This is a genomic window from Streptomyces sp. AN091965, assembly GCF_022698285.1.
Classification (GTDB): domain Bacteria; phylum Actinomycetota; class Actinomycetes; order Streptomycetales; family Streptomycetaceae; genus Streptomyces.
Window position 1 is genome coordinate 4,104,554 of record NZ_JALDMY010000001.1, and the last position, 21,133, is coordinate 4,125,686.

At 72.9% G+C, this 21,133-nt stretch carries 15 protein-coding genes and 1 other RNA gene; 6 read left to right on the plus strand and 10 right to left on the minus strand.

Annotation, left to right across the window (positions count from 1 at the left end; all coding sequences use genetic code 11):
* Nucleotides 1-64 precede the first annotated feature (64 nt).
* Nucleotides 65-1,420, plus strand: a complete 1,356-nt coding sequence (locus MQV74_RS17220) for an MFS transporter (protein WP_242718647.1) — start codon at nt 65-67, stop codon at nt 1,418-1,420.
* Nucleotides 1,421-1,427: 7 nt separating this feature from the next.
* Here MQV74_RS17220 and dacB read toward each other — a convergent pair whose 3' ends face one another.
* The 6 genes from dacB to ftsE all read right to left on the minus strand — a co-directional run bounded on the left by dacB (nt 1,428) and on the right by ftsE (nt 7,291).
* Nucleotides 1,428-3,029 (minus strand): D-alanyl-D-alanine carboxypeptidase/D-alanyl-D-alanine endopeptidase, encoded by a 1,602-nt coding sequence (gene dacB, locus MQV74_RS17225; protein ID WP_242718649.1) that lies wholly within the window; start codon nt 3,027-3,029, stop codon nt 1,428-1,430.
* A 204-nt stretch (nt 3,030-3,233) separates the two neighbouring features.
* Nucleotides 3,234-3,604: a transfer-messenger RNA gene (gene ssrA / locus MQV74_RS17230) on the minus strand.
* 139 nt (nt 3,605-3,743) lie between these two features.
* Nucleotides 3,744-4,265 (minus strand): SsrA-binding protein SmpB, encoded by a 522-nt coding sequence (smpB, locus tag MQV74_RS17235; RefSeq protein WP_138960006.1) that lies wholly within the window; start codon nt 4,263-4,265, stop codon nt 3,744-3,746.
* 18 nt (nt 4,266-4,283) lie between these two features.
* The gene (locus tag MQV74_RS17240) at nt 4,284-5,477 is read right to left on the minus strand and encodes a S41 family peptidase (RefSeq protein ID WP_242718651.1); all 1,194 of its coding nucleotides are present in this window, start codon (nt 5,475-5,477) and stop codon (nt 4,284-4,286) included.
* A 100-nt stretch (nt 5,478-5,577) separates the two neighbouring features.
* On the minus strand, nt 5,578-6,495 hold the full coding sequence (gene ftsX, locus MQV74_RS17245) for a permease-like cell division protein FtsX (RefSeq protein WP_242718653.1): 918 nt from the start codon (nt 6,493-6,495) through the stop codon (nt 5,578-5,580).
* A gap of 106 nt (nt 6,496-6,601) precedes the next feature.
* On the minus strand, nt 6,602-7,291 hold the full coding sequence (ftsE, locus tag MQV74_RS17250) for a cell division ATP-binding protein FtsE (protein WP_138960009.1): 690 nt from the start codon (nt 7,289-7,291) through the stop codon (nt 6,602-6,604).
* A gap of 240 nt (nt 7,292-7,531) precedes the next feature.
* Between ftsE and MQV74_RS17255 the strand changes: the two genes are divergently transcribed.
* Entirely contained in the window at nt 7,532-7,723 is a 192-nt protein-coding gene (locus MQV74_RS17255; RefSeq protein ID WP_138960010.1) for a hypothetical protein, read from the plus strand.
* Nucleotides 7,724-7,926: 203 nt separating this feature from the next.
* On the opposite strand, the gene MQV74_RS17260 is transcribed toward MQV74_RS17255, so the two are convergent.
* The 4 genes from MQV74_RS17260 to MQV74_RS17275 all read right to left on the minus strand — a co-directional run bounded on the left by MQV74_RS17260 (nt 7,927) and on the right by MQV74_RS17275 (nt 13,277).
* Nucleotides 7,927-8,604: a hypothetical protein gene (locus tag MQV74_RS17260; protein ID WP_242718655.1), complete on the minus strand. Its 678-nt coding sequence runs from the start codon at nt 8,602-8,604 to the stop codon at nt 7,927-7,929.
* A gap of 359 nt (nt 8,605-8,963) precedes the next feature.
* Entirely contained in the window at nt 8,964-10,070 is a 1,107-nt protein-coding gene (prfB, locus tag MQV74_RS17265; RefSeq protein WP_242718657.1) for a peptide chain release factor 2, read from the minus strand.
* Between the two features lie 205 nt (nt 10,071-10,275).
* Nucleotides 10,276-11,505, minus strand: a complete 1,230-nt coding sequence (locus MQV74_RS17270) for a serine/threonine-protein kinase (RefSeq protein WP_242718659.1) — start codon at nt 11,503-11,505, stop codon at nt 10,276-10,278.
* 155 nt (nt 11,506-11,660) lie between these two features.
* Nucleotides 11,661-13,277: a serine/threonine-protein kinase gene (locus MQV74_RS17275; protein ID WP_242718661.1), complete on the minus strand. Its 1,617-nt coding sequence runs from the start codon at nt 13,275-13,277 to the stop codon at nt 11,661-11,663.
* 588 nt (nt 13,278-13,865) lie between these two features.
* On the opposite strand from MQV74_RS17275, the gene MQV74_RS17280 reads away from it, so the two are divergent.
* From MQV74_RS17280 to MQV74_RS17295, 4 genes are all read left to right on the plus strand, one after another.
* On the plus strand, nt 13,866-17,132 hold the full coding sequence (locus tag MQV74_RS17280; RefSeq protein ID WP_242718663.1) for an FHA domain-containing protein: 3,267 nt from the start codon (nt 13,866-13,868) through the stop codon (nt 17,130-17,132).
* A gap of 216 nt (nt 17,133-17,348) precedes the next feature.
* Complete coding sequence (locus tag MQV74_RS17285; RefSeq protein WP_242718665.1) at nt 17,349-18,728, plus strand: ABC transporter substrate-binding protein; 1,380 nt, start codon at nt 17,349-17,351, stop codon at nt 18,726-18,728.
* A gap of 109 nt (nt 18,729-18,837) precedes the next feature.
* The gene (locus MQV74_RS17290; RefSeq protein ID WP_242728781.1) at nt 18,838-20,118 is read left to right on the plus strand and encodes a carbohydrate ABC transporter permease; all 1,281 of its coding nucleotides are present in this window, start codon (nt 18,838-18,840) and stop codon (nt 20,116-20,118) included.
* Nucleotides 20,115-21,014 carry a carbohydrate ABC transporter permease gene (locus MQV74_RS17295; RefSeq protein WP_242718667.1) on the plus strand — a complete coding sequence of 300 codons (900 nt, stop codon included), beginning with the start codon at nt 20,115-20,117 and terminating at the stop codon, nt 21,012-21,014. The genes MQV74_RS17290 and MQV74_RS17295 overlap by 4 nt, the downstream gene beginning before the upstream one ends.
* Nucleotides 21,015-21,133 lie beyond the last annotated feature (119 nt).

Sequence of the window (21,133 nt, forward strand, 5' to 3'; positions counted from 1 at the left end):
GGCGCGTTAATCGCCCTCCAGTAGGTGTTGGACCACTCCTGGGGACAGCGATCAGCCTGGAGCCATGCCGCAAGCCCCTTCCGACTCCCCCGACATATCCACCACCGCCCCCGGCTCTCCCGCGTCCCCCGCCGCCGAGGCCCTCACGTCCCCCTCCCCCGGCACCTCCGAGGACCGGGGCCGCCGCCGCAACCCCTACGCCCGCCTCTTCGCCGCCCCCGGAGCCACCGCCTTCACCGCCGGCAACCTCATCGCCCGGCTGCCCATGGGGATGTTCAGCGTGAGCGCAGTGACGATGATCGCCGGGTCCCGCGGTTCGTACGCGCTCGCGGGCGCTGTCACCGCCACCGGGCTCGCGGCCACCGCCGTCGTGGCGCCCTGGACGGCGCGGCTCGTCGACCGCCACGGACAGGCGCGCGTGGCCGTGCCCGCCACCGCGTTCGCCGTGCTCGGCTCGCTCTGCCTGCTGCTGTGCGTGCGTTACGGGGCCCCCGACTGGACCCTGTTCGCCTCGTACGCCGCCACGGCCACGGTCCCGAACACCGGCGGCATGTCGCGCGCCCGCTGGGCCCACCTCCTGAAGGGCGACGCGCGCGCCCTGCACACCGCCAACTCCTTCGAACAGGCGGCGGACGAGCTGTGCTTCATGCTCGGCCCGGTGCTCGCGGCCTTCCTGTGCGGGGCGTTCTTCCCGGAGGCGGGCACCCTCGTGGCCGCCGCGCTGCTCCTGACCGGCGTGCTGCTCTTCGCCGCCCAGCGCGCGACGGAACCGCCGCCCCACGGGCGCCCGGACGCCGCCGCGAGGGCGGCATCGCCCCTGCGCGCACGGGGGATGCCCGCGCTGCTCGTCGTCTTCCTGGCCACCGGCGCGGTCTTCGGCGCCATGGAGGTCGTCACCATCGCCTACGCCGACGAGCGGGGCCACAAGGCGGCCGCGGGCGCCGTCCTGGCCCTCCAGGCGGCGGGTTCGTGCGCCGCGGGGCTCGTCTTCGGCGCGGTGCGGCCGCGCGGCCCGCTGCACCGCCGCAGGCTGCTGTGCGCGGCGGCGATGGCGGCCCTGATGGGTCTGCCGCTGCTCGCGGCCACCGCCACCGGCTCGCTCGTCGTCCTCGCCGGGGCGCTGCTGTGCGCCGGGATGGCCACCGCGCCGACGATGGTGACCGGCATGACGCTGGTCCAGCGGCTCACCCCCGAGGGGCGGACGAACGAGGGCATGACCCTCGCCGTGACCGGCCTCCTCGGGGGCATCGCCTGCGGCGCGGCGGCCAGCGGCTGGACCGTGGAGCACCTGGGCGCCACCACCGGCTACGCCGTGCCGGTGGCAGCCGCGGGCTGCGCGCTGCTGCTCACGCTGCTCGGCGGGGACCCCGCCAAGGGGGCCGCCACCAAGGAGACCCCCGGCGAGCAGGCCCCCTCCTAGCGCACCGTCAGCACCGGGCGGGCTTGACCCACGAGCACTCGAGGTCGCCGCCGCCGCGTCCCCCGGAACCGGCCCGCGGCGAGCGCGGCTCCACCAGGACCGCCTTGTCCGCGGTGGACTTGGCGAGGGTGACGACGATCGCGTCCTCCAGGGGCTTCACCGAGGAGGCCAGGTGGTTGTTGAGGACGATGCTGAAGACCAGTTCGCGCCCGCCCGCGTCGGTCACGTACCCGGAGAGGGCCGACGCGCCGGTCAGCGTCCCGGTCTTCGCGCGCACGTTGCGGGCGGCGGGCGTCCCGCACATGCGGGTGCGCAGCGTGCCGCCGACGAACTTGTCCGGCTCGCAGGCCACCGGAAGGGACCGGTACCAGTCGGCGAACCAGGGCTCGCCCTTGGCCGAGCGCAGCAGCGTGATGAGCTGGTCCGCGGGGACGTTGTCCTTGCGCGAGAGGCCGGAGCCGTCGACCTGGCGCAGCTTGCCCGGGTCGACGCCCGCCGTCTTCAGATAGCCGCCGATCGCCGCGATGCCGTCGCCCCAGCTGCCGGGCCGCCCGGTCGCCTCGTACCCCATGGCCTTCGTCAGGGACTCGGCGTGCATGTTGTTGGACAGCTTCATGAACGGGACGAGCAGGTCCTTGAGCGGCATGGAGGCGTGCGAGGCGAGCTCGTGCGCGCCCTTCGGGGTCGCGCGCCCCGCCCTGGTCGGCCCGCTGACCTTCACTCCGTGGGCGGCGAGCGCGTCCCGGAAGACGGCGGCCGCGTACCGGGTGGGCTCCCAGACGGTCACCCATTCCTTGACGGCCGCGGCGCCGGCCGGGACGGAGCCCGTGACGGTGATGGTGTTCTCGCCGTGCCGCCGCTCGACGGCGAGGCTGTTCGCGCTGCCCGCGGCGCCCGTGGTGGCGCGCAGGTCGATGTCCACGTAGTCGGTCTTCGGGGTGAGGGACACCCGCGGCTCGTCCCCGGGAGCGGCGCCCGGCGTCACCGCGACGATGACGGTCCCGGTGTCGTAGTCCGTGTCGGGGGCGAGGCTGAGCGCCGAGATCTGGGCCGCGTAGTACGACGACTCGTCGTCGGCGCCCCAGGTGTCGCCGACGCGCCGGTCGTCGAACCGGGTGTCGTCGGCGACGAGCCGCCCCGAGACCCGCCGGACCCCGGCCGCGGCGACCTTCGCCGCCAGTGCGTCGTAGTCCTTGGCGAGGGTCGTCGGGTCGCCGGTGCCGCGCAGGTACAGGTCCCCCTTGAGCACGGGCCCGTGCTGCTCGCCGGCGGCGAGGACGTCGGTGGTGAACCGGTGGTCGGGGCCGAGGAGCTCCAGGGCGGCGGCCGAGGTGAGCATCTTGGTGTTGGAGGCGGGCATGAGCCGCCCGGTCGGCCGGTGCTGGTAGAGGACGTCGCCGCTCTTGGCGTCGGCGACCACGACGCCGGCGACGCCGCCCTCCATACGGGGGTCGCCGAGGATGGTGTCGATGGCTTCGGGGAGCCCGCTGCGCTCGGCGTCGGCCCCGGCCGGGGCGCTGAGGGACAGCGAGGCGGCGGCGACGCCGAGGACGGCGGGCCAGATCCAGTGGCGCATGCGGATGTTGACGCGACTCACGGGTCTACTCATGACCCTGGAGGATCCCGGATGACGGCCCCTGGCAACAGTAGGCCGCGCCACGACCTGGGCCAGGGGGGTGCGGGTGGCGGAGCCCCCGCATCGCGCGGCGAAGCCGCGCAGAAAATACGAAGGCGACGTGGCCCGCGCTGTCCGCGGGCACACGACGAAGGCCCGGCGGTCGGGTGACCTCCGGGCCTTCGTCTCACATGGGAATTGTGGAGATGGCGGGAATCGAACCCGCGTCCAACGGTGCAGAATCAGGGCTTCTCCGTGTGCAGTCCACTGCGATTTTCTCAGCCCCGGAGATCACGTGGACAAGTCTCCGACGGGCTCAGTCACTGTTTGATTTCCTCCTAGGCCCCGTGACCGGGTCTAGAAGTTTAGTCCCCTAGCTGATGCCAGGATCCGGGTCGGGAACAGCCCCGGGCTGACACTTCGCAAAGTCGCTACTTAGGCAGCGAGGGCGAAGGAATCGCGCTTGGTGTTGGCGATTATTGGTTGCGACATATGGTTAACGAGATCATTGCCGCTTCCTCGACACGCTTCCCCTGCTTCGACATCCGCTGTCGAAACCGATCATCCCCATGTTGATTTTTCAAACCCCCTTTTCGAGTCCTCCGAAGAGGACCCTCCGAGGAGGGGCTGCCCCGTCACCGGCGGAGCATGAACCATCGTACGTGACCAACGCCGTCGGGTGCCAGCGTATTCCCCGCCACGGAGGACCTAGGCGATGCCCTGGCGCCGCCGGACGGCGGAGATCGCGCGGTTCGTCTCGCGCAGGTCCTGCTTCTCGCGCAGCGTCTGCCGCTTGTCGTACTCCTTCTTGCCCTTGGCGAGCGCGATCTCGACCTTGACGCGGCTGTCCTTGAAGTACAGGGCGAGCGGCACGAGGGTGTGACCCGTCTCCTGGGACTTCGCCTCCAGCTTGTCGATCTCCGCGCGGTGCAGCAGCAGCTTGCGCTTGCGCTTGGCGGAGTGGTTGGTCCACGTGCCCTGGACGTACTCCGGGATGTGGATGTTGTGCAGCCAGGCCTCGTGGCCGTCGATCTGCACGAAGCCGTCCACCAGGGAGGCCCGGCCGAGCCTGAGGGACTTGACCTCGGTACCCATCAGGACCACGCCGCACTCGTACGTGTCCAGGATGTGGTAGTCGTGCCGCGCCTTCTTGTTCTGCGCGATCATCTTGGGACGGGCGGCCTTGCTCTCTGCCTTCGCCGCCTTGCGCTTTACCTTTTCCTTCGCCATAGTGCGGCCATTTTCGCACTACGAGGGGGGTCCGAGGCCAGTCAATACTGTCTCGGCCCGCTCCTGGGCACCTCCGTCGACCTCCAGGTCCGGGGTGATGCCCCGGCGGTCGACGCCCCGCCCCGAAGGGGTGCGGTAGTGCCCCACGGTCAGCTCGGCGACGGATCCGTCGGGCAGGCGGCTCGGCATCTGCACCGAGCCCTTGCCGAACGTCCTGGAGCCCACGACGACCGCGCGCCCGCGGTCCTGGAGGGCCCCGGTGAGCAGCTCGGCCGCGCTCATCGTGCCGCCGTCGACGAGCGCGACCACGGGTCTCGCCGCGTCGCCGCCGGGCCGGGCGTGCAGCGCGCGCTGGCGGCCCCGGACGTCGTAGGTCGCCACCAGGCCGCCGTCCAGGAGCGCCGAGGCGGCGGTGACGGCCTCGGTGACCAGGCCGCCCGCGTTGCCCCGCAGGTCGAGGAGGACGCCGGCGCCCCGCGGGGCGCTGCGCACCGCGTCGCGCACGGCCGCGCCGGAGCCCTTCGTGAACGCGTCCACCTTGATCTTCACGGCGCCGCCGGTCAGCCGGCTCACGCGCACCGAGTCCGTCGACAGGCGCTCCCGGTGCAGCGTCGTCCGCCACGCGCGCGTGCCGCGCTCCAGGCCGAGCTCGACCGGGGTGCCCTCGCGGGCGCCGCGCAGCAGGGACACGACCTCGGTCACCGGGCGGCCCTTGACCTGGTGGCCGTCGACGGTGGTGAGCCGGTCGCCCTGGCGGATGCCCGCGCGGGCGGCGGGGCCGTCGCCGCGCACCTTCGAGACCTCGATGCGGCCGTCGGCCGCGCGCCGGGCCCACAGGCCGACGCCGGTGTAGGCGCCGTCCAGGGCCTGCTCGAACTCCTCGTACTCCCCCTGGGAGTACACCGACGCCCAGCGGTCGCCGCTGCGGCTGACCGCGTCCTCGGCGGCCTCCGTGCCGGACTTGCCGTCGGCCATGGCCTCGGCGGCGGCGTCCGCCGCGTCCTCGGCGGGATCCCTCCCGTGCTCCCGGTCCCGGTCGCGCGCGGAGGCGACGGAACGGGTGGGGGGTGCCGCAGAGTTCCGGCCTTCCGGGGGGTCCTCGCTCCAGGAACCGGTGGCCGCGCCGGTGACGAGGACGCTCGTGAAGACCAATGTCAGGGCCGCCCCGCGGCGGACGCGGCGGGGCGAGGAGAGCCAATCGGGGCCTGACATGTCGGTGAGTCTAGGACAACGAGGGGCGCCGCACGGTCGGTTGACCGCACGGCGCCCGAGGCACTCCTCACATCAGCGGCACCCCGCGCCGCCCGCCGCCTCACACCTTCAGGTACTTGCGCAGCGCGAGGAAAGCGGCAAGCGCGGGCATGAGCAGTCCGATGACGAGGACCAGCGGAAGGACCGCGAAGACGGAGTCCCAGCCGATGAAGTTGATCAGCGTCAGCTTCTCGGAGAGCTCCAGGCCGTGATCGATGATGAAGTACCGGCCGAGCAGCAGGAACCCGCAGGCGAGCCCGCCGCCGATGAGCCCGGAGACGGCGGCCTCCAGGATGAACGGCATCTGGATGTAGAGGCTGGACGCGCCCACCAGACGCATGATCCCGGTTTCACGGCGACGGCTGAACGCCGAGACCCGCACCGTGTTGACGATCAGCATCAGGGCGACGACCAGCATCAGGGCCATCACCGCGAGGGCCGCCTTGTTCATGCCGTTGAGCAGCTCGAAGAGGTTGTCCAGGACGCCCTTCTGGTCCTCCACCGACTGCACGCCGTCACGCCCGGAGAAGGCGGTCGCCACCACCTGGTACTTCTCCGGGTCCTTCAGCTTGATGCGGTACGACTCCTGCATCTGGTCCGGGGTCAGGGAGCTGGACAGCGGGGAGTCGCCGAACTGCTCCTTGTAGTGCTTGTACGCCTGGTCCGCCGACTCGTGCTGGACGGTGTCCACGACCGACATCTTCTTGAGGTCGGTGAGGATCCGGTCCTTCTGCTCGTTGGTGACGGCGCCCTTGGCGCACTTGGGGTCCTGCTCGGCGTCCGCCTTGTTGCAGAGGAAGATCGAGACGTTGACCTTGTCGTACCAGTAGCCCTTCATCGTGCTCACCTGGTCGCGCATGAGCAGCGAGCCGCCGAACAGGGCGAGCGAGAGGGCGACGGACACGACGACGGCGAACGTCATCGTGAGATTGCGGCGGAGACCGACGCCGATCTCCGACAGGACGAACTGGGCGCGCATGGCGGCCTTTCGGTGGATCAGGTGGAACAGATGGTTCCGGCAGGCGGGTCGTCAGGGCCGGCCGAGGGACACCAGGGGCCGGCCGCCGACGGGGGCAGTCGTCGTATCAGTGCTGGTAGCCGTAGACGCCGCGGGACTGGTCGCGGACGAGACGGCCCTTCTCCAGCTCGATGACGCGCTTGCGCATCTGGTCCACGATCTGCTGGTCGTGGGTGGCCATCACGACGGTGGTGCCGGTCCGGTTGATGCGGTCGAGCAGCTTCATGATGCCGACGGAGGTCTGCGGGTCGAGGTTGCCCGTCGGTTCGTCGGCGATCAGGAGCTTCGGCCGGTTGACGAAGGCGCGGGCGATCGCCACGCGCTGCTGCTCACCACCGGAGAGCTCGCCGGGCATCCGGTCCTCCTTGCCGCCGAGCCCGACGAGGTCGAGCACCTGGGGCACGGACTTGCGGATCTCGCCTCGCGACTTGCCGATGACCTCCTGGGCGAAGGCCACGTTCTCGGCGACGGTCTTGTTCGGCAGGAGCCGGAAGTCCTGGAAGACGGTGCCCAGCTGGCGGCGCATGTGCGGCACCTTCCAGTGGGAGAGCCGGGCCAGGTCCTTGCCCAGGACGTGCACCTGGCCGTGGCTGGTGCGCTCCTCGCGGAGGATCAGCCGCAGGAAGGTGGACTTTCCGGAGCCGGATGACCCCACCAGGAAGACGAACTCGCCCTTTTCGATCTCCAGCGACACATCGCGGAGCGCCGGGCGGTTCTGCTTCGGATAGGCCTTGGAGACGTTGTCGAATCGGATCACGGGTGCACCACGGTTAGCCGGGGGTAGGTGAGCGTGACCCTACGCGAATGCGGTACGCGAGCGCAGTCGGCGTCCTGAGTTGCGCGATTTGTCGCCGTCGGGGGCAGGAACGGATCGGCTGGAAACCGGCGGAGCAGGGCGGGCCGCGCCGAAATCCGCGGAAGCTGGCACAGTGGTAGGGGGAACGGTTGAGGTTCCCAGAGCGTTGGGCAGGCTGAGACTGTGCGGGAGGAGAAGCGCATGACCTTTGACAGGTTGGTGTGCGCGAACTGCGCGGCGCCTGTGAGCGAGGGCCGCTGCCCCGTGTGCCGGGCCAACCGGGACCGTATGCAGCAGGAAGGCCCCTTCGGCGGCCTCAGCCCCGCGACCCTGATAGGGCTGCTCGTCGTGCTGATCGCGGCGGTGGCGCTGCTCGCGCACCAGACCGCGTAGCCGCGCCGGGCGCGGGGACGGAGCGCTCGCCCGCGGACGGCTGTCACCGGTTGTCGCTCGGCGTGACCGACGGACTCGTCGGCCGCCCCGTGACCGGGTGGGCCGAGCTCGTCCGTGGCTGTTGGTGACCGTCCGCCGTGCATGCGAAAAGGCCCGGAGCCGTGGGGCTCCGGGCCTTTTTGCAGTTTGTCGACCCGGGAGGGTTACGCCGCTGCTCCGCGGTTGCCGACCAGGCGCGGCAGGAGGCGGAAGCCGATGCCGCCCGCGATCATCGTCGCGGCACCGATGAGCAGGAAGGTCACCTCGGTGGCGCCGGTCTCGGCCAGCTCCCCGTCGTTCTTGCCCTGCCCCTTGTCGGCCACCTGGTCGACCTGCTGCGGGGAGGTGCCGGTGTCGGTCAGGCTGTCCTTGCCCTGCCCCTGCTCGACGGGCCGCTCGCCGCCACCGGCGGGGTCGGCGCCGTTGCCGCCGCCGTTGCCACCGCCGCCTGTGCCACCCGTGCCGCCGTCGCCCGGGTCGCCCGGGTCGCTGGTGGGCTTGGGCGGGTTCGTCGGCTCCGTGGGCTTCGGCGGGTCCGTGGGCTCGGTGGGCCGGGTCGTCGGCTCCGGCGGCTCGGTGGGCTCCGGCGGGTCCGTCGGCTCGGTCGGCTCGTCGGTCGGCTCCGGCGGGTTGGTGGGCTCCGGCGGGTCGTCATCGTCACCCGGGAGGTCCGTGTCGACACCGATGCCGTTCTCGTCGGCGGAGGCGCTCGCGCCCGTGCCGCCCAGGTCGACGCCCACGTCCAGGGCCGAGGCGGCGCCGGCGGCGGTGAGCGACGCACCGGCGGCGATCACCGCACCGGCGGCTATCCGCGCGATGCGGATCCGCGTCTTCTTGGTCATCAGGCTGCTACCCCCAGTAGCTGAATCGTCAGTGAGGCAGCGCCCGGGGCCCGGGTCACGGGGTGGCTCTCGATCGGCCCCCCGGATCACACGCGCCCCAGAAATACGCATGCCGCCCGCTAGCTTTTCCACTTTCCTGAGCACCGTCAAGGACGTTGCGCGCGCGATGCCCGGTATGCGCTCAGTTGACCGTCGAGCGGACATGCGACTGTGACGTTAGGGCGCGGGAAACACGCGAGGGGCCCACAACTACCCCACAGAACGCGGCGACCGCGGCCCTGTGGGCCGCGGTCGACGTGAATTTCGCGGGGTGCCCGACGACGCGACGGAGACCCCGCCATGTCGACAAAGCGCCGAAATTACTTCTCCTGCTGCTTGCGCCAGCGAATTCCGGCCTCCAGGAAGCCGTCGATCTCGCCGTTGAACACCGCTTCCGGGTTACCGACCTCGTGCTCCGTACGCAGGTCCTTCACCATCTGGTACGGGTGCAGGACGTACGACCGCATCTGGTTGCCCCAGGAATTGCCGCCGTCACCCTTGAGGGCGTTCATCTTCTCCTGCTCCTCCTGGCGGCGGCGCTCGAGCAGCTTCGCCTGGAGGACGTTCATCGCGGTCGCCTTGTTCTGGATCTGCGAGCGCTCGTTCTGACAGGAGACGACGATGCCGGTGGGGAGGTGGGTCAGGCGGACCGCGGAGTCCGTCGTGTTGACGCCCTGGCCACCGGGGCCCGACGAGCGGTACACGTCGATGCGCAGCTCGCTCTCGTCGATCTCGATGTGGTCGGTCTGCTCGACCACGGGCAGGATCTCGACACCCGCGAAGGACGTCTGACGGCGGCCCTGGTTGTCGAACGGCGAGATGCGCACCAGGCGGTGCGTGCCCTGCTCCACGGAGAGCGTCCCGTACGCGTACGGCGCCTGGACGGCGAAGGTGGTCGACTTGATGCCGGCCTCTTCCGCGTACGACGTCTCGTACAGCTCCGTCTTGTAGCCGTGGCGCTCCGCCCAGCGCAGGTACATGCGCTGGAGCTTCTCGGCGAAGTCCGAGGCGTCGACGCCACCGGCCTCCGCGCGGATGGTGACCAGGGCCTCACGGGCGTCGTACTCACCGGAGAGGAGGGTGCGGACCTCCATCTCGTCCAGGGCCTTCCTGACGGCCGTGAGCTCCGACTCGGCCTCCGCGCGGGTGTCCGGGTCGTCCTCCTCCTCGGCCATCTCGAAGAGAACGCCCAGGTCGTCGATGCGCCCGCGCAGGGTCTCCGCCTTGCGCACCTCCGCCTGGAGGTGACTCAGCTTGCTGGTGATCTTCTGCGCCTCGTCCGGGTCGTCCCAGAGGGACGGCGCGGCCGCCTGCTCCTCGAGCACGGCGATGTCTGCCCTCAGCTTGTCGAGGTCCAGGACGGCCTCGATCGACTCCATGGTCGAGGAGAGGGACTTGAGCTCTTCGGATACGTCGACGACTGCCACGACACCAGCGTAACGGCTGCGGCTGGCGTCCCTCCCCCTGTGGGGGCGGGACGCCCCTGCGACGGGCCTGCGCCTGGGCCCGGCGGGGGGCCTCCTGTCCCCGCCCCTCCCGCCCGGATCTCCTGGCTTCGGGGGGTGGGCTCCTACGCGGGGCGGAGCGTCGGCGGGTCCGCGCCGGCAGGCGGTGCCCGAGGGGCCGGTGCGGTCAGGGGGCTGGGGGAGCTGTGGTTTTGGGGGTGGAGGGCGGGGGGTCGTCCGTGGTGGCGTACCAGGCGCCCGCGCCTATCGCGGCGGCCAGGGCCGCCCCCGCCACCCCGAGGGCGATCCGGCGGCGGCGCGTCGTGGAGCGGTGGCGGGCCGAGCCGGGCCGGGCGGTACCGGTCGCGCGGGGGACGCGGGCGGTGCCCAGGGCGCCTCCGGCCAGCTCCTCGGGGCCGGGGACGCGCATGGAGGTGTGGGTGTCGCGGTTGGCGTCGGCGGGGGTGGCGCCGGGGACCAGCGGGACGGCGCCGCGCCGGGGGGCGCGCGGCCGGGGCTCGGGGGGCGCCTCCTCGCGCGCCTCGGCGCCCTGCGGCTCCGCGTCCGGCTCGTCGACGTCCAGGGGCGGGATGCCCGCGAGCAGGGGCAGCTGTTCGCGCAGGCGGGCCGCGAGCTCGGAGGCGCGCAGCCGGGACGCGGGCGCCTTGGCCAGGCACTGGACCATGAGCTGCCAGAGCTCTTCGGGGATGCCGGGCAGGGGCACGACGGTCTCGGTGACGTGGCGGCGCAGGATCGCGCCGGGGTGGCCGCCGCCGAAGGGGGTGAAGCCCGCGAGGAGCTCGTAGAGGACGGTCGCGAGGGCGTAAATATCGACGGCCGCGCGCGGGGGCAGGCCCTCGATGATCTCGGGCGCCAGATAGTCCGGCGTACCGATGATCTTCGTGGCGCGGGTCCGGCGCGGGGTGTCGATGAGTTTGGCGACGCCGAAGTCCGTCAGGAGGGCGGGGTGGGAGCCGCCGGGGCCGAGGGGGCCCTGCATGTCCAGGAGGACGTTCTCGGGCTTGACGTCGCGGTGCACGATTCCGGCGGCGTGCGCGGCGGCCAGGGCGTCGGCGACGTCCGCGACGATGGCCACGGCGGCCTCGGGGGCGAGGCGGCGCTCGCGTTCGAGGCGGGTGCGCAGGTCCGTGCCGCGGACGAGGTCCATGACGAGTGCGAGGTCGTTGCCGTCGACCACCAGGTCGTGGACGCCCACCACGCGTGCGTGGTCGAGGCTCAGCAGGGCCGTGCGCTCCTGGACGAAGCGGCCGACGAGCTCCTGGTCGGAGGCCAGGTCCTCGCGCAACAGCTTGATGGCGACGGGGCCCTCGGGCCCCTCGCCCAGCCACACCGTGCCGGCGCTGCCACGGCCCAGGATCTGATGGGCGGTGTACCGGCTGCCGATCTTGCGTGCCAAGACTGCTCCTACGGATGTGTGTTGGCGTCAAAAGTACGCGTCCGTGACACCAACCTTCACTCCGGGAGCGGAAATCACCCCTCAGATGTCGACAAATCCCCTAGGTCGCGGGGATGTTGCCGTACGGCGGCCCGGACGGGGTCCGGGCCGCCGGCTCAGCCGTTGATCTTCGAGCTCCACTCCGAGAGCTTGTTCCAGACGTCCTGGAGCTGGTCCCAGTACCCCTTCGTCGTGCCGATCCAGTCCTGGAGCGGGCTCAGCTCCCAGACCAGCCAGCTCGCGACGAACAGGATGACGAGGACGACCAGGCAGCCCTTGAGGCAGCCGAGGCCCGGGATCTTCGTCGGGTTGGCGCTGCGCTGGCGGCGCTGCCGGGGCGGCTCGGGCTGCGGCGGCTGGGGAGCCGGAGCGGGCGCGGGCGGCGCGTACGGCTGCGGCTGCTGCGGCGCGTAGGGCTGGGGCTGGTGCTGCGGCGCGTACTGCTGCTGCGGGGGGTACGGCTGCGGCTGGTGCTGGGGCGCGTACGGCTGCGGCTGCGGCTGGTGCTGCTGGGGGCGGGCGACCTGGCGCTGCGGACGGCGGCGCAGCGGGTCCTGGCTGGGGTCCAGGTACTGCACCTGCGTCTGGTCGTTGCGGTCGCGGGCGGCGCGCATCTGGCTCTGCCAGGGGTGCGGGTCGTCCGGGCCCTGACCGGGGCCCACGGGCGGCATGACGGCCGTGGGGTCGGCGCCCTGGGGGCCGCCGGTGTGCGGCATGACGCTGGTGGGCGCGGCCGGGTCGTAGCCGCCCGGGGCGCCCGAGGTGTTCGGCAGGACCTGGGTGGGGTCGGCCGCGCCGGGGGTGCCCGGCACCGGAGCGGGCGCCGGGTCGGGCGCGAGCAGGGCGGCGACACCCTCGGCGGCGGCGATCTGCGCGGCGGAGGCGTGCACGCCGATGCCGTCGGCGACGGTGCGCAGGGCGCGCGCCAGGTTCTCGGCGCTGGGGCGGCGGTCCGGGTCCTTGCTCAGGCAGCGCTCGATGACCGTCCACAGAGGGTCGGGGACGGTGGAGGGGCGGCGCGGTTCGGCGCTCAGGTGCTGGTGCAGGACTTCGAGTGCGGAGCCGCCCGCGAACGGCGGGCGCCCGGTGACCAGCTCGTACAGCAGGATGCCGGCCCCGTAGATGTCGACCGCGCTGGTCTGGGGGCGGCCCTCGGCGGACTCCGGCGCGACGTACGCGGGCGTGCCGACGAACTCCTGGGTGCGGGTGAGGCCCGGGGAGTCGGCGAGACGGGCGATGCCGAAGTCCGTGAGCATCGGGTGCATGCCGTCGGTGTCCTGCTTGACCAGGACGTTCGCGGGCTTCAGGTCGCGGTGGACGACGCCGTCGGCGTGGCTCGCGGCCAGCGCGTCGGCGATCTGCGCGGTGAGCAGGGCGGCGGCGGCCGGGCTGAACGGGCCGTTCTCGCGCAGGTACTTGTGCAGGTCCGGGCCCTCGATGAGGTCCATGACCAGGGCGAGCAGATCGCCCTCGACGACGAGGTCGCGGGTGCGGACGATGTTCGGGTGCGTCAGGCGGAGCAGGACGGAGCGCTCCCTGAGGAAGCGCATCACGACGTCCGCGTCGTTCGCGAGCTCCTCCTTGAGGACCTTGATCGCGACGGTCTCGCCGGGCTGGCCGGGGACGGCCGCCTCGGCACCCGCGGTCTCCCGCTGGCGGGCTCGCCAGACGGTGCCCGTGGCGCCGCGCCCGAGCGGCTCCTCGAGCAGGTACTTGCTGCCTACCGGCCGCACGTCATGCGCTCCCTGCTGGATCTGACTGGTCTGGTGGATCAGGTGGATCAGGTGGATCAGGTGGATCGGGTGGATCGGGTGGATCGGGTGGATCTGTGGTCCTGGGCTCCCGGTGACCCGGGGATCCCGGTCGGCCCTCGCCGCGATGGGCGTTCCGACCCACTGTAGTGCCGCCGGACGGGGCACCGGACGACGATCTTGCCAGTGGTTGCCGCCCGTGCGGACCTTTGTTCGCAGGGAAGACGCGCTACCAGGGCCGTTGGTTGCCGACGACCCCGGACCGGGGTGCGAAAGGGGCTCCGGACGGGGCTCTCGTGGGGGCTCGACAGGGGCTCGACAGGGGCTCGGCGGCAGCGTGCGCCCTCCCGGGGGTGACGATTTTCCTTCTGGCCCGCTTCCCGCACTTTTCCGGGCACGTTTCCGTACAGAGGCGACCAATCAAGATCACTTACGGGTGGGGGGCGGGCGTGTTGTCAGTGGCAGGTGCGAGGATGCTTCCGTACTGGCCGACGTGCCCGTGTGCGGTGGGGGGAATCACAGCGCGAGTCCCCGTGCCGGGCGCCCAGCGCAGAAGGGACCGCTGACGGCATGCAGATCCGGCTGACCGTCCTCGGGCCGCGTGGCGGCCAGACCGCCGAGCCGGGAGGACGCCCCGCGACGTCCTGCGACGTGCTGGTCACGGCGCCCGCCGGGACCGCGCTCGCCGCCGTCGCCTCCGGCCTCGCCGCCGCCGTCGCCGCGGGCGAGGGGCCCGCCGTCCTGTACGCGGAGTCGGAGCGGCTCGACCTCCAGCGCTGCACGCTCGGCGAGCCCCCGCTGGTCGACGGCGCGGTGCTGTGCGTGGGCACCCCCGCCGAGCCGGGGCCCGAGCTCGCGGACGCCGCCGCCCAGCTCCATGTCGTCGCCGGTCCCGACGCGGGCGGCGTGCACCTGCTGCACGGCGGCCAGATCCGCGTCGGCCGCTCCGCGCAGGCCGACGTCCCCCTGGACGACCCGGACGTGTCCCGGCTGCACTGCGCGGTCACGCTCGACCCGGACGGCCGGGTCACGGTCACGGACCTCGGCTCGACGAACGGCACGGCGGTGGACGGCCGCGTGCTCACCGACCGGCCGGTGCGGCTCGCCTCCGGCTCGCTCCTGCGCATCGGCGAGTCCGTGCTCCGGCTGACCACGGGCAGCGGCATGGGCGGCGTGCTCGACACGGCGGCGGACGGCGAGGGGCACGTGCGCGTGCGGGTCACCGCGGACGGAGGGGGCGGAGCCACGGCGAGGGGCGTCGGAGATCTGCGCGGCGCCTGGGGCGCCCGGGCCGCGGGTGGCGCCGGAGCGCCCGCCTCGGGTGCGGCAGCCGTGCCCGGCTTCCCTGAATCGTCATCCGGTACGTCCGTGCCCGTTGCCCCCGGAGAGGGCGTGACGCAGCACGCGTACGGCACGGCCGAGTGGGGTGCCTCCGGAGGCAGCGGAGAGGGGGGGAGCGGGGTCGCGGAGTCCCCCGTGGTGCCCCGGCAGGGCGGCGCGCCCGAGGCCGAGCAGCACCCGACCGGCACCCCCGCGCGCGGGACGCCCCTGCCGCGCGGCCCGCGCAAGCGGGGCGGCCTGTCCGCGTGGGCGCGGCGGCTGACCGGCGGGCGCGGCGAGGAGACGGCACGCGAGCACGGTGCGTACGACGAAGTGCACGAAGGGCCGCAGGGGCCCGAGGCGATCGAGGAGTGGGGCGACGGCGGGCCGCTCCCGGAGCCGGTGCCCGAGGTGTGGCCCGACGCGGCGGCGCTGCTCCTGACGGCGCTCGGGCCGGGGACGCGGCTGTGGGAGCGCGGACCAGGGCACCCGGAGGCGCTCGCGGTGCGCCTCGGCACGGTCGACCGGGCGGCGCCCGGGCAGAGCGCGCTGCTGCCCGCCGTGCCGGTGACGGTGAGCCTCGGGGAGACCGGGGCGCTCGGTCTGGCCGGGCCGCGCGAGCGGCTCGCGGGGCTCGCCCGGTCGGTGCTCGCCCAGCTGGCCGCGCTGCACTCCCCCGCTGACCTGGAGATCGTGCTGATCAGCACGGACCGGGCGCGTACGCCGGGCGAGCGGGCCGAGGAGTGGGCCTGGCTCGGCTGGCTGCCGCATCTGCGGCCCGCGCACGGCCAGGACTGCCGTCTGCTGCTCGCGTACGACCGCGAGCAGGCGGCGGCGCGCACGGCCGAGCTGCTGCGCCGCCTGGACGAGCCGGAGACGGCGGACGCGGGTCCCGGCGGGCCGGGGCCCGCTCAGGAGCGGACGGCCCGGGAGGCGTCCGGGCCGCGCACGGTGGTGGTCGTCGACGGCGACCCCGGTTCCGCCGCGCTGCGGGAGGCCGCCGTGCGGCTCGCGCGGGACGGCGGCAGGGCCGGGATCCACGTCGTGTGCCTGGCCGAGACGGCCGCGGCCTCGCCCGCGTCGCCGGTGACGGAGACGTACGAAGCGGCGTGTTCGGTGTCGCCCGCCTTCCGCGCCTGCGGGGCGGTCGCGCTGCTCAGCGGTGATGTGGCGACGGCCCTGCGGGTGCTGCGCACGGCGGACGGGCAGCCCGCGGGGCACGGCACGGTCGCCGTGGTGGACGCCGTGTCGGCGGCCTGGGCGCAGCGCTTCGCGCGGGCGCTCGCCCCGCTGCGGCCCGACGGCGCGGGCGGCGGGCACGCGCGCGTGGCGGCACCGCTGCCGCAAGCCGCGCGGCTCCTGGACGAGTTGGGGCTCGCCCGGGCCACGCCCGCCTCGCTGATGGCGCGGTGGGCGGCCGCCGGGGACGACGCGGGTGCCCTGGGCGGGCGGGCCTGGGCGGTGCTCGGCGCGGGGGCGCGCGGGCCCGTCGTGGTGGACCTCGCCGCGGACGGGCCGCACCTGCTGGTGGCGGGGCCGCCCGGCAGCGGGCGCACGGAGCTGCTGCGGTCCGTCGCCGCGTCCCTCGCCGCAGCCGAGCGGCCCGACCGGCTCGGCGTCGTCCTCGTCGACGGCGGGGTCGACGGGCGGGACGGGGGCACGGCGGGCGGCGGCGGCGCGGGCGAGCGGCCCGGCGAAGGGCTGCGGGCCTGTACGGACCTCCCCCACGTCGGCACCCACCTCGCCGCCAACGACCCCGTACGGATGCGGGAGTTCGCGCAGTCTCTCACCGCGGAGCTGAAGCGACGGGCCGAGCTCCTTGGACGGCAGGGGTTCGCCGAGTGGCACGCGGGCCGGGCGGTGGCCGGGCGGATCGTGGCGCCTCGCGGGGCTCCGGACGCCGAGGCGGGCGGGGGCGCGGGGGCCGGGGACATCGAGGTGCCGAGCAGTTCCACGCTGCGGCTGCGGCCGCCCGGGGCCGGGGCACGCACCGAGCCGGGGCCGCCGCTGGCGCGGCTCGTCGTGGTCGTCGACGACTACGACTCCTTGCTGGCGCCCGCGCTCGGGTCGCCCGGGCGGCCCGCCGCCGGGTCCGTCGTCCGGGCGCTCGACGCGGTGGCCCGGGACGGGGAGCGGCTCGGGGTGCATCTGGTGGCCGCGGTGCGGGGGGCCGAGCGCGTGGCCGAGACGGAGGTGGGGCGGCGGGCCGGGTTCCGGGTCACGCTGGACGCGCCTGGGGGCGGGGTGGAGGATCCGGCGCCCGGGCGGGGGGTGTTGTGCGGGGCTGACGGGCGGGTCACCGCCTTCCAGGCGGGGCGGGTCACGGGACGCATCCCCCGTACGGCGACCCTGCGGCCCACCGTGGTCCCCCTGGAGTGGGATCGCATGGGGGACCCTCCCACCCGCCGCCCCGTCCGCGAACTGGGCAACGGGCCTACGGACTTGGCCCTGCTCGCCAGCGCCCTGGACCGCGCGGCCCGCGAGGTCTCGGCCGACCAGGTGCCCTCCCTGCTCTGACAGTTGAGCGGCGTCCGGGGCTGCGTCCCGCCCTGCCTCGCGCGGCCCCTTCGGGACGTTTACCCACAGTGAGGGACGACTGGGGTCAGGGGAGGTGATGGGCCGTTACAACGGCATCACGATCGGCGGGTTGACACCGTAGACCGTCTTGCCGCCCCACGCCCCCGGGCGTAGACAGGCCGGAACGGGACTGTCAGGGAAGAGAACGGGGCAGTGATGCGCAGCACTCTTCGTACACGCACGACCGGCAGGATGGTCGCCGCCACGGCGGTGGGCGCCCTCGCCCTTGGCCTCACCGCGTGCGGCGGTGACGACGACAAGGACGACGACGGCAACGGCAAGGGCGGCGGCAAGGAGGAGACCGCGGCCACCGTTCGACTGCCGAAGCTGGACGGGCAGAAGCTGTCGGTCTCGGCGGTGTGGGGCGGCGCGGAGCGCAAGGTGTTCCTCAGGGTCCTGGACGAGTTCGAGGAGCGGACGGGCGCCGACGTGTCGTTCGTGCCCGCGCAGGAGCCGATCATCAGCTTCCTCGCGTCGAAGGTGGCGGGCGGCCAGCCCCCGGACGTGGCGATGCTGCCGCAGGTCGGCGCGGTGAAGCAGGCCGTGGAGAAGAAGTGGGCCAAGCCGCTCGGCGCGGCGGCGCAGAAGGAGCTGGACGAGAACTACGCGCAGGGCTGGAAGGACCTCGGGACGGTCGACGGCAAGCAGTACGGCGTGTACTTCAAGGCGGCCAACAAGTCGCTGGTCTGGTACAACACCAAGGTCTTCGAGAACGCGGGCGTCGACGAGCCCAAGACCTGGGACGCGTTCATGAAGACCGCCCAGACGGTGTACGACTCCGGGGTCGCGCCCGTGTCCGTGGGCGGCGCGGAGGCCTGGACGCTCACCGACTGGTTCGAGAACGTCTACCTCTCGCAGGCGGGCCCCGAGAAGTACGACCAGCTGGCCCAGCACAAGATCAAGTGGACGGACCCCTCGGTCAAGAAGGCGCTGACGACGCTCGGCGGGCTCTTCGGGAAGAAGGGGTTCGTCGCCGGGGGCGCGGACGGCGCGCTGCAGACGGAGTTCCCGGCGTCGGTGAAGCAGACGTTCGTCGGGGGCGACCAGCCGAAGGCGGGCATGGTCTTCGAGGGGGACATGGTGTCGCTCTCGATCTCGGAGACGAAGGCGAAGATCGGCACGGACGCGAAGGTGTTCCCGTTCCCGGCGGTCGGGGACGAGTCCCCCGCGGTCGTCGGCGGTGACGCCGCGGTGGCGCTGAAGGACGGCAAGGGCGCGCAGGCCCTGCTCACGTTCCTGGCCTCCCCGGACGCGGCGAGGATCTGGGCGGAGGCGGGCGGCTTCGTGTCGCCGAACAAGAGCCTGGACCTGGCCGCGTACCCCAACGACGTGCAGCGCGGCATCGCCAAGGCGCTCATCGCGGCCGGTGACGACATCCGCTTCGACATGTCCGACCAGGCGCCCCCGGCCTTCGGCGGCACGCCGGGCAAGGGCGAGTGGAAGGCGCTCCAGGACTTCCTGAAGAACCCGAAGGACGTCGCGGGCACCCAGCGGACGCTGGAGGACGCGGCGGCCAAGGCGTACCCGAAGAGCTGACGGGGCGATGACGACTCCGGACGCCGGGGGCACCGCCGCGGTGCCCCCGGCCAGGCCGACTGCGCGTACGTCCACGACCGGCCCGCGCGGCGCCGGTCCCCGCAGGAGCGTGACCGGGACCCGCAGGGCGGTGGCGGCCCTGTTCCTGCTGCCCGCCCTGGTCCTGCTCGGCGCGCTCGTGCTGTATCCGATCGGGTTCTCGGTCCTGCGCAGCTTCTTCGACAAGAGCGGCGGCTTCGCGGGCGTCGACAACTACGAGACGATGTTCGAGGACTCCGGGATCCGTACCGCCGTCAAGAACACGGCGATCTGGGTGGTGTTCGCGCCCGCGGTGGCGACCGCGCTCGGCCTGATCTTCGCCGTGCTGACCGAACGGGTGCGCTGGGGCACGGCGTTCAAGATCGTGATCTTTATGCCGATGGCGATCTCGATGCTGGCGGCGGGGATCATCTTCCGGCTGGTGTACGAGGCGAACCCCGACCGCGGGGTGGTCAACGCGGTGTGGGTGGGCGTGCACGACACGTTCGTGGAGTCCTCGCACTTCCCGAGCGGACACCTGGCCGCGAGGTCCCCGATGAAGGAGGCGGGCGGCGGCGCCTTCGTGACCCGTGAACCCGTGCGCGCCGGGCAGCCGGTGGCCCTGCCCCTGACCGGCGTACCGCCCAACAAGATGCCCGACGATGCCACGTCGGCGAAGCGCGCCGGGGCCGACCCCGGCAAGGTCACCGGCACGGCCTGGCAGGACTTCACCCGCGGCAAGGGCCGCGGCGAGGTCAACGCCCCGGACGCCGTCGAGCTCGGCTACCCGGGCATCAGGATCGAGGCGGTCAAGGACGGCGAGGTGGTGGCCTCGACGACGGCGGCGGACGACGGCACCTTCGCCCTGCCGAAGGAGGCCGACGGGGCGCTCCTGCGCTACCCCGCGTCGAACTTCCGCGAGCCGTACGACGGTGTGAACTGGCTCGGCCCCTCGCTCATCACACCCGCCGTCATCGGCAGTTACGTGTGGATGTGGGCCGGGTTCGCGATGGTCCTCATCGCTGCGGGGCTCGCGAGCGTGCCGCGCGAGCTCCTGGAGGCCGCGCGCGTGGACGGCGCCAACGAGTGGCAGGTGTTCCGCCGGGTCACGGTGCCGCTGCTCGCGCCCGTCCTCGCGGTCGTCCTGGTCACGCTGATGATCAACGTGATGAAGATCTTCGACCTGGTCTTCGTGATCCCGCCGGGCTCCTCCAAGGACGAGGCGAACGTCCTCGCCGTCCAGCTCTACAACTCGGCCTTCGGGGACCAGAACGACGGCGTGGCGAGCGCGATCGCGGTGCTGCTCTTCGTCCTCGTACTCCCGGTGATGTGGTTCAACTTGCGGCGGCTGCGGCGGGAGGCGAAGCGATGAGCACGCACACGCGGTCCGCCGCGGAGGCAGGTGTGGTGAAGGCCAGGCAGTCGCTCGGCGGACGGATCGCGGGGCTGCTCGGCAGCACCGCGGTCCGGGTCTTCCTGATCCTCGTCGGCCTGTTCTGGCTGGTGCCCACGCTCGGCCTGCTGCTCGGCTCGCTGCGCACCAAGGAGGACATGAGCGCGACGGGCTGGTGGAAGGTCTTCGGGGCGCCGTCGCAGCTGACGTTCGAGAACTACTCCAGCCTCCTGAAGGACGAGACGATCACCGACTCGATCCTGACGAGCGTGTCCATCACCGTCCCGGCGACGCTGCTCGTCGTGGTGATCGGCTCGCTCGCCGGGTACGCGTTCGCGTGGATGGAGTTCCCGGGCCGCGACTGGTGGTTCCTCGGCGTGGTGGGGCTGCTCGTGGTGCCGGTGCAGGTGGCGCTCGTCCCGGTCTCCGACCTCTTCGGCAAGATCGGGATCTTCGAGACGACGACGGGCGTGGTGCTCTTCCACACCGCCTTCGGGCTGCCGTTCGCGATCTTCCTGCTGCGGAACTTCTTCGCGGAGATCCCCCGCGAACTCCTGGAGGCTGCGCGCCTGGACGGCGCCGGTGAGCTGCGGCTCTTCATCCGCGTGGTGATGCCGCTCGGCGCACCGGCGATCGCCTCGCTCGGCATCTTCCAGTTCCTGTGGGTGTGGAACGACATGCTGATCGCGCTGATCTTCGCGGACGCGGGCAGCCCGCCGATCACGGTGGCGCTCCAGCAGCAGGTGCGGTTCTTCGGGGACAACGTGCAGATCCTCGCGCCCGGCGCGTTCATCTCGATGGTGATCCCGCTGGCGGTGTTCTTCGCGTTCCAGCGGCAGTTCGTGTCGGGCGTGATGGCGGGCGCGGTCAAGTAGTGGGGGACGCGACGGCGGGCGCCGTCCCGCGGTACGGGAGCCGTGGCGCGGGCGCCGTCACGTAGGTCACGCAGGACGGGAGCCGTGGCGCGGGCGCCGTCAAGTGAGGACGCGTGCGC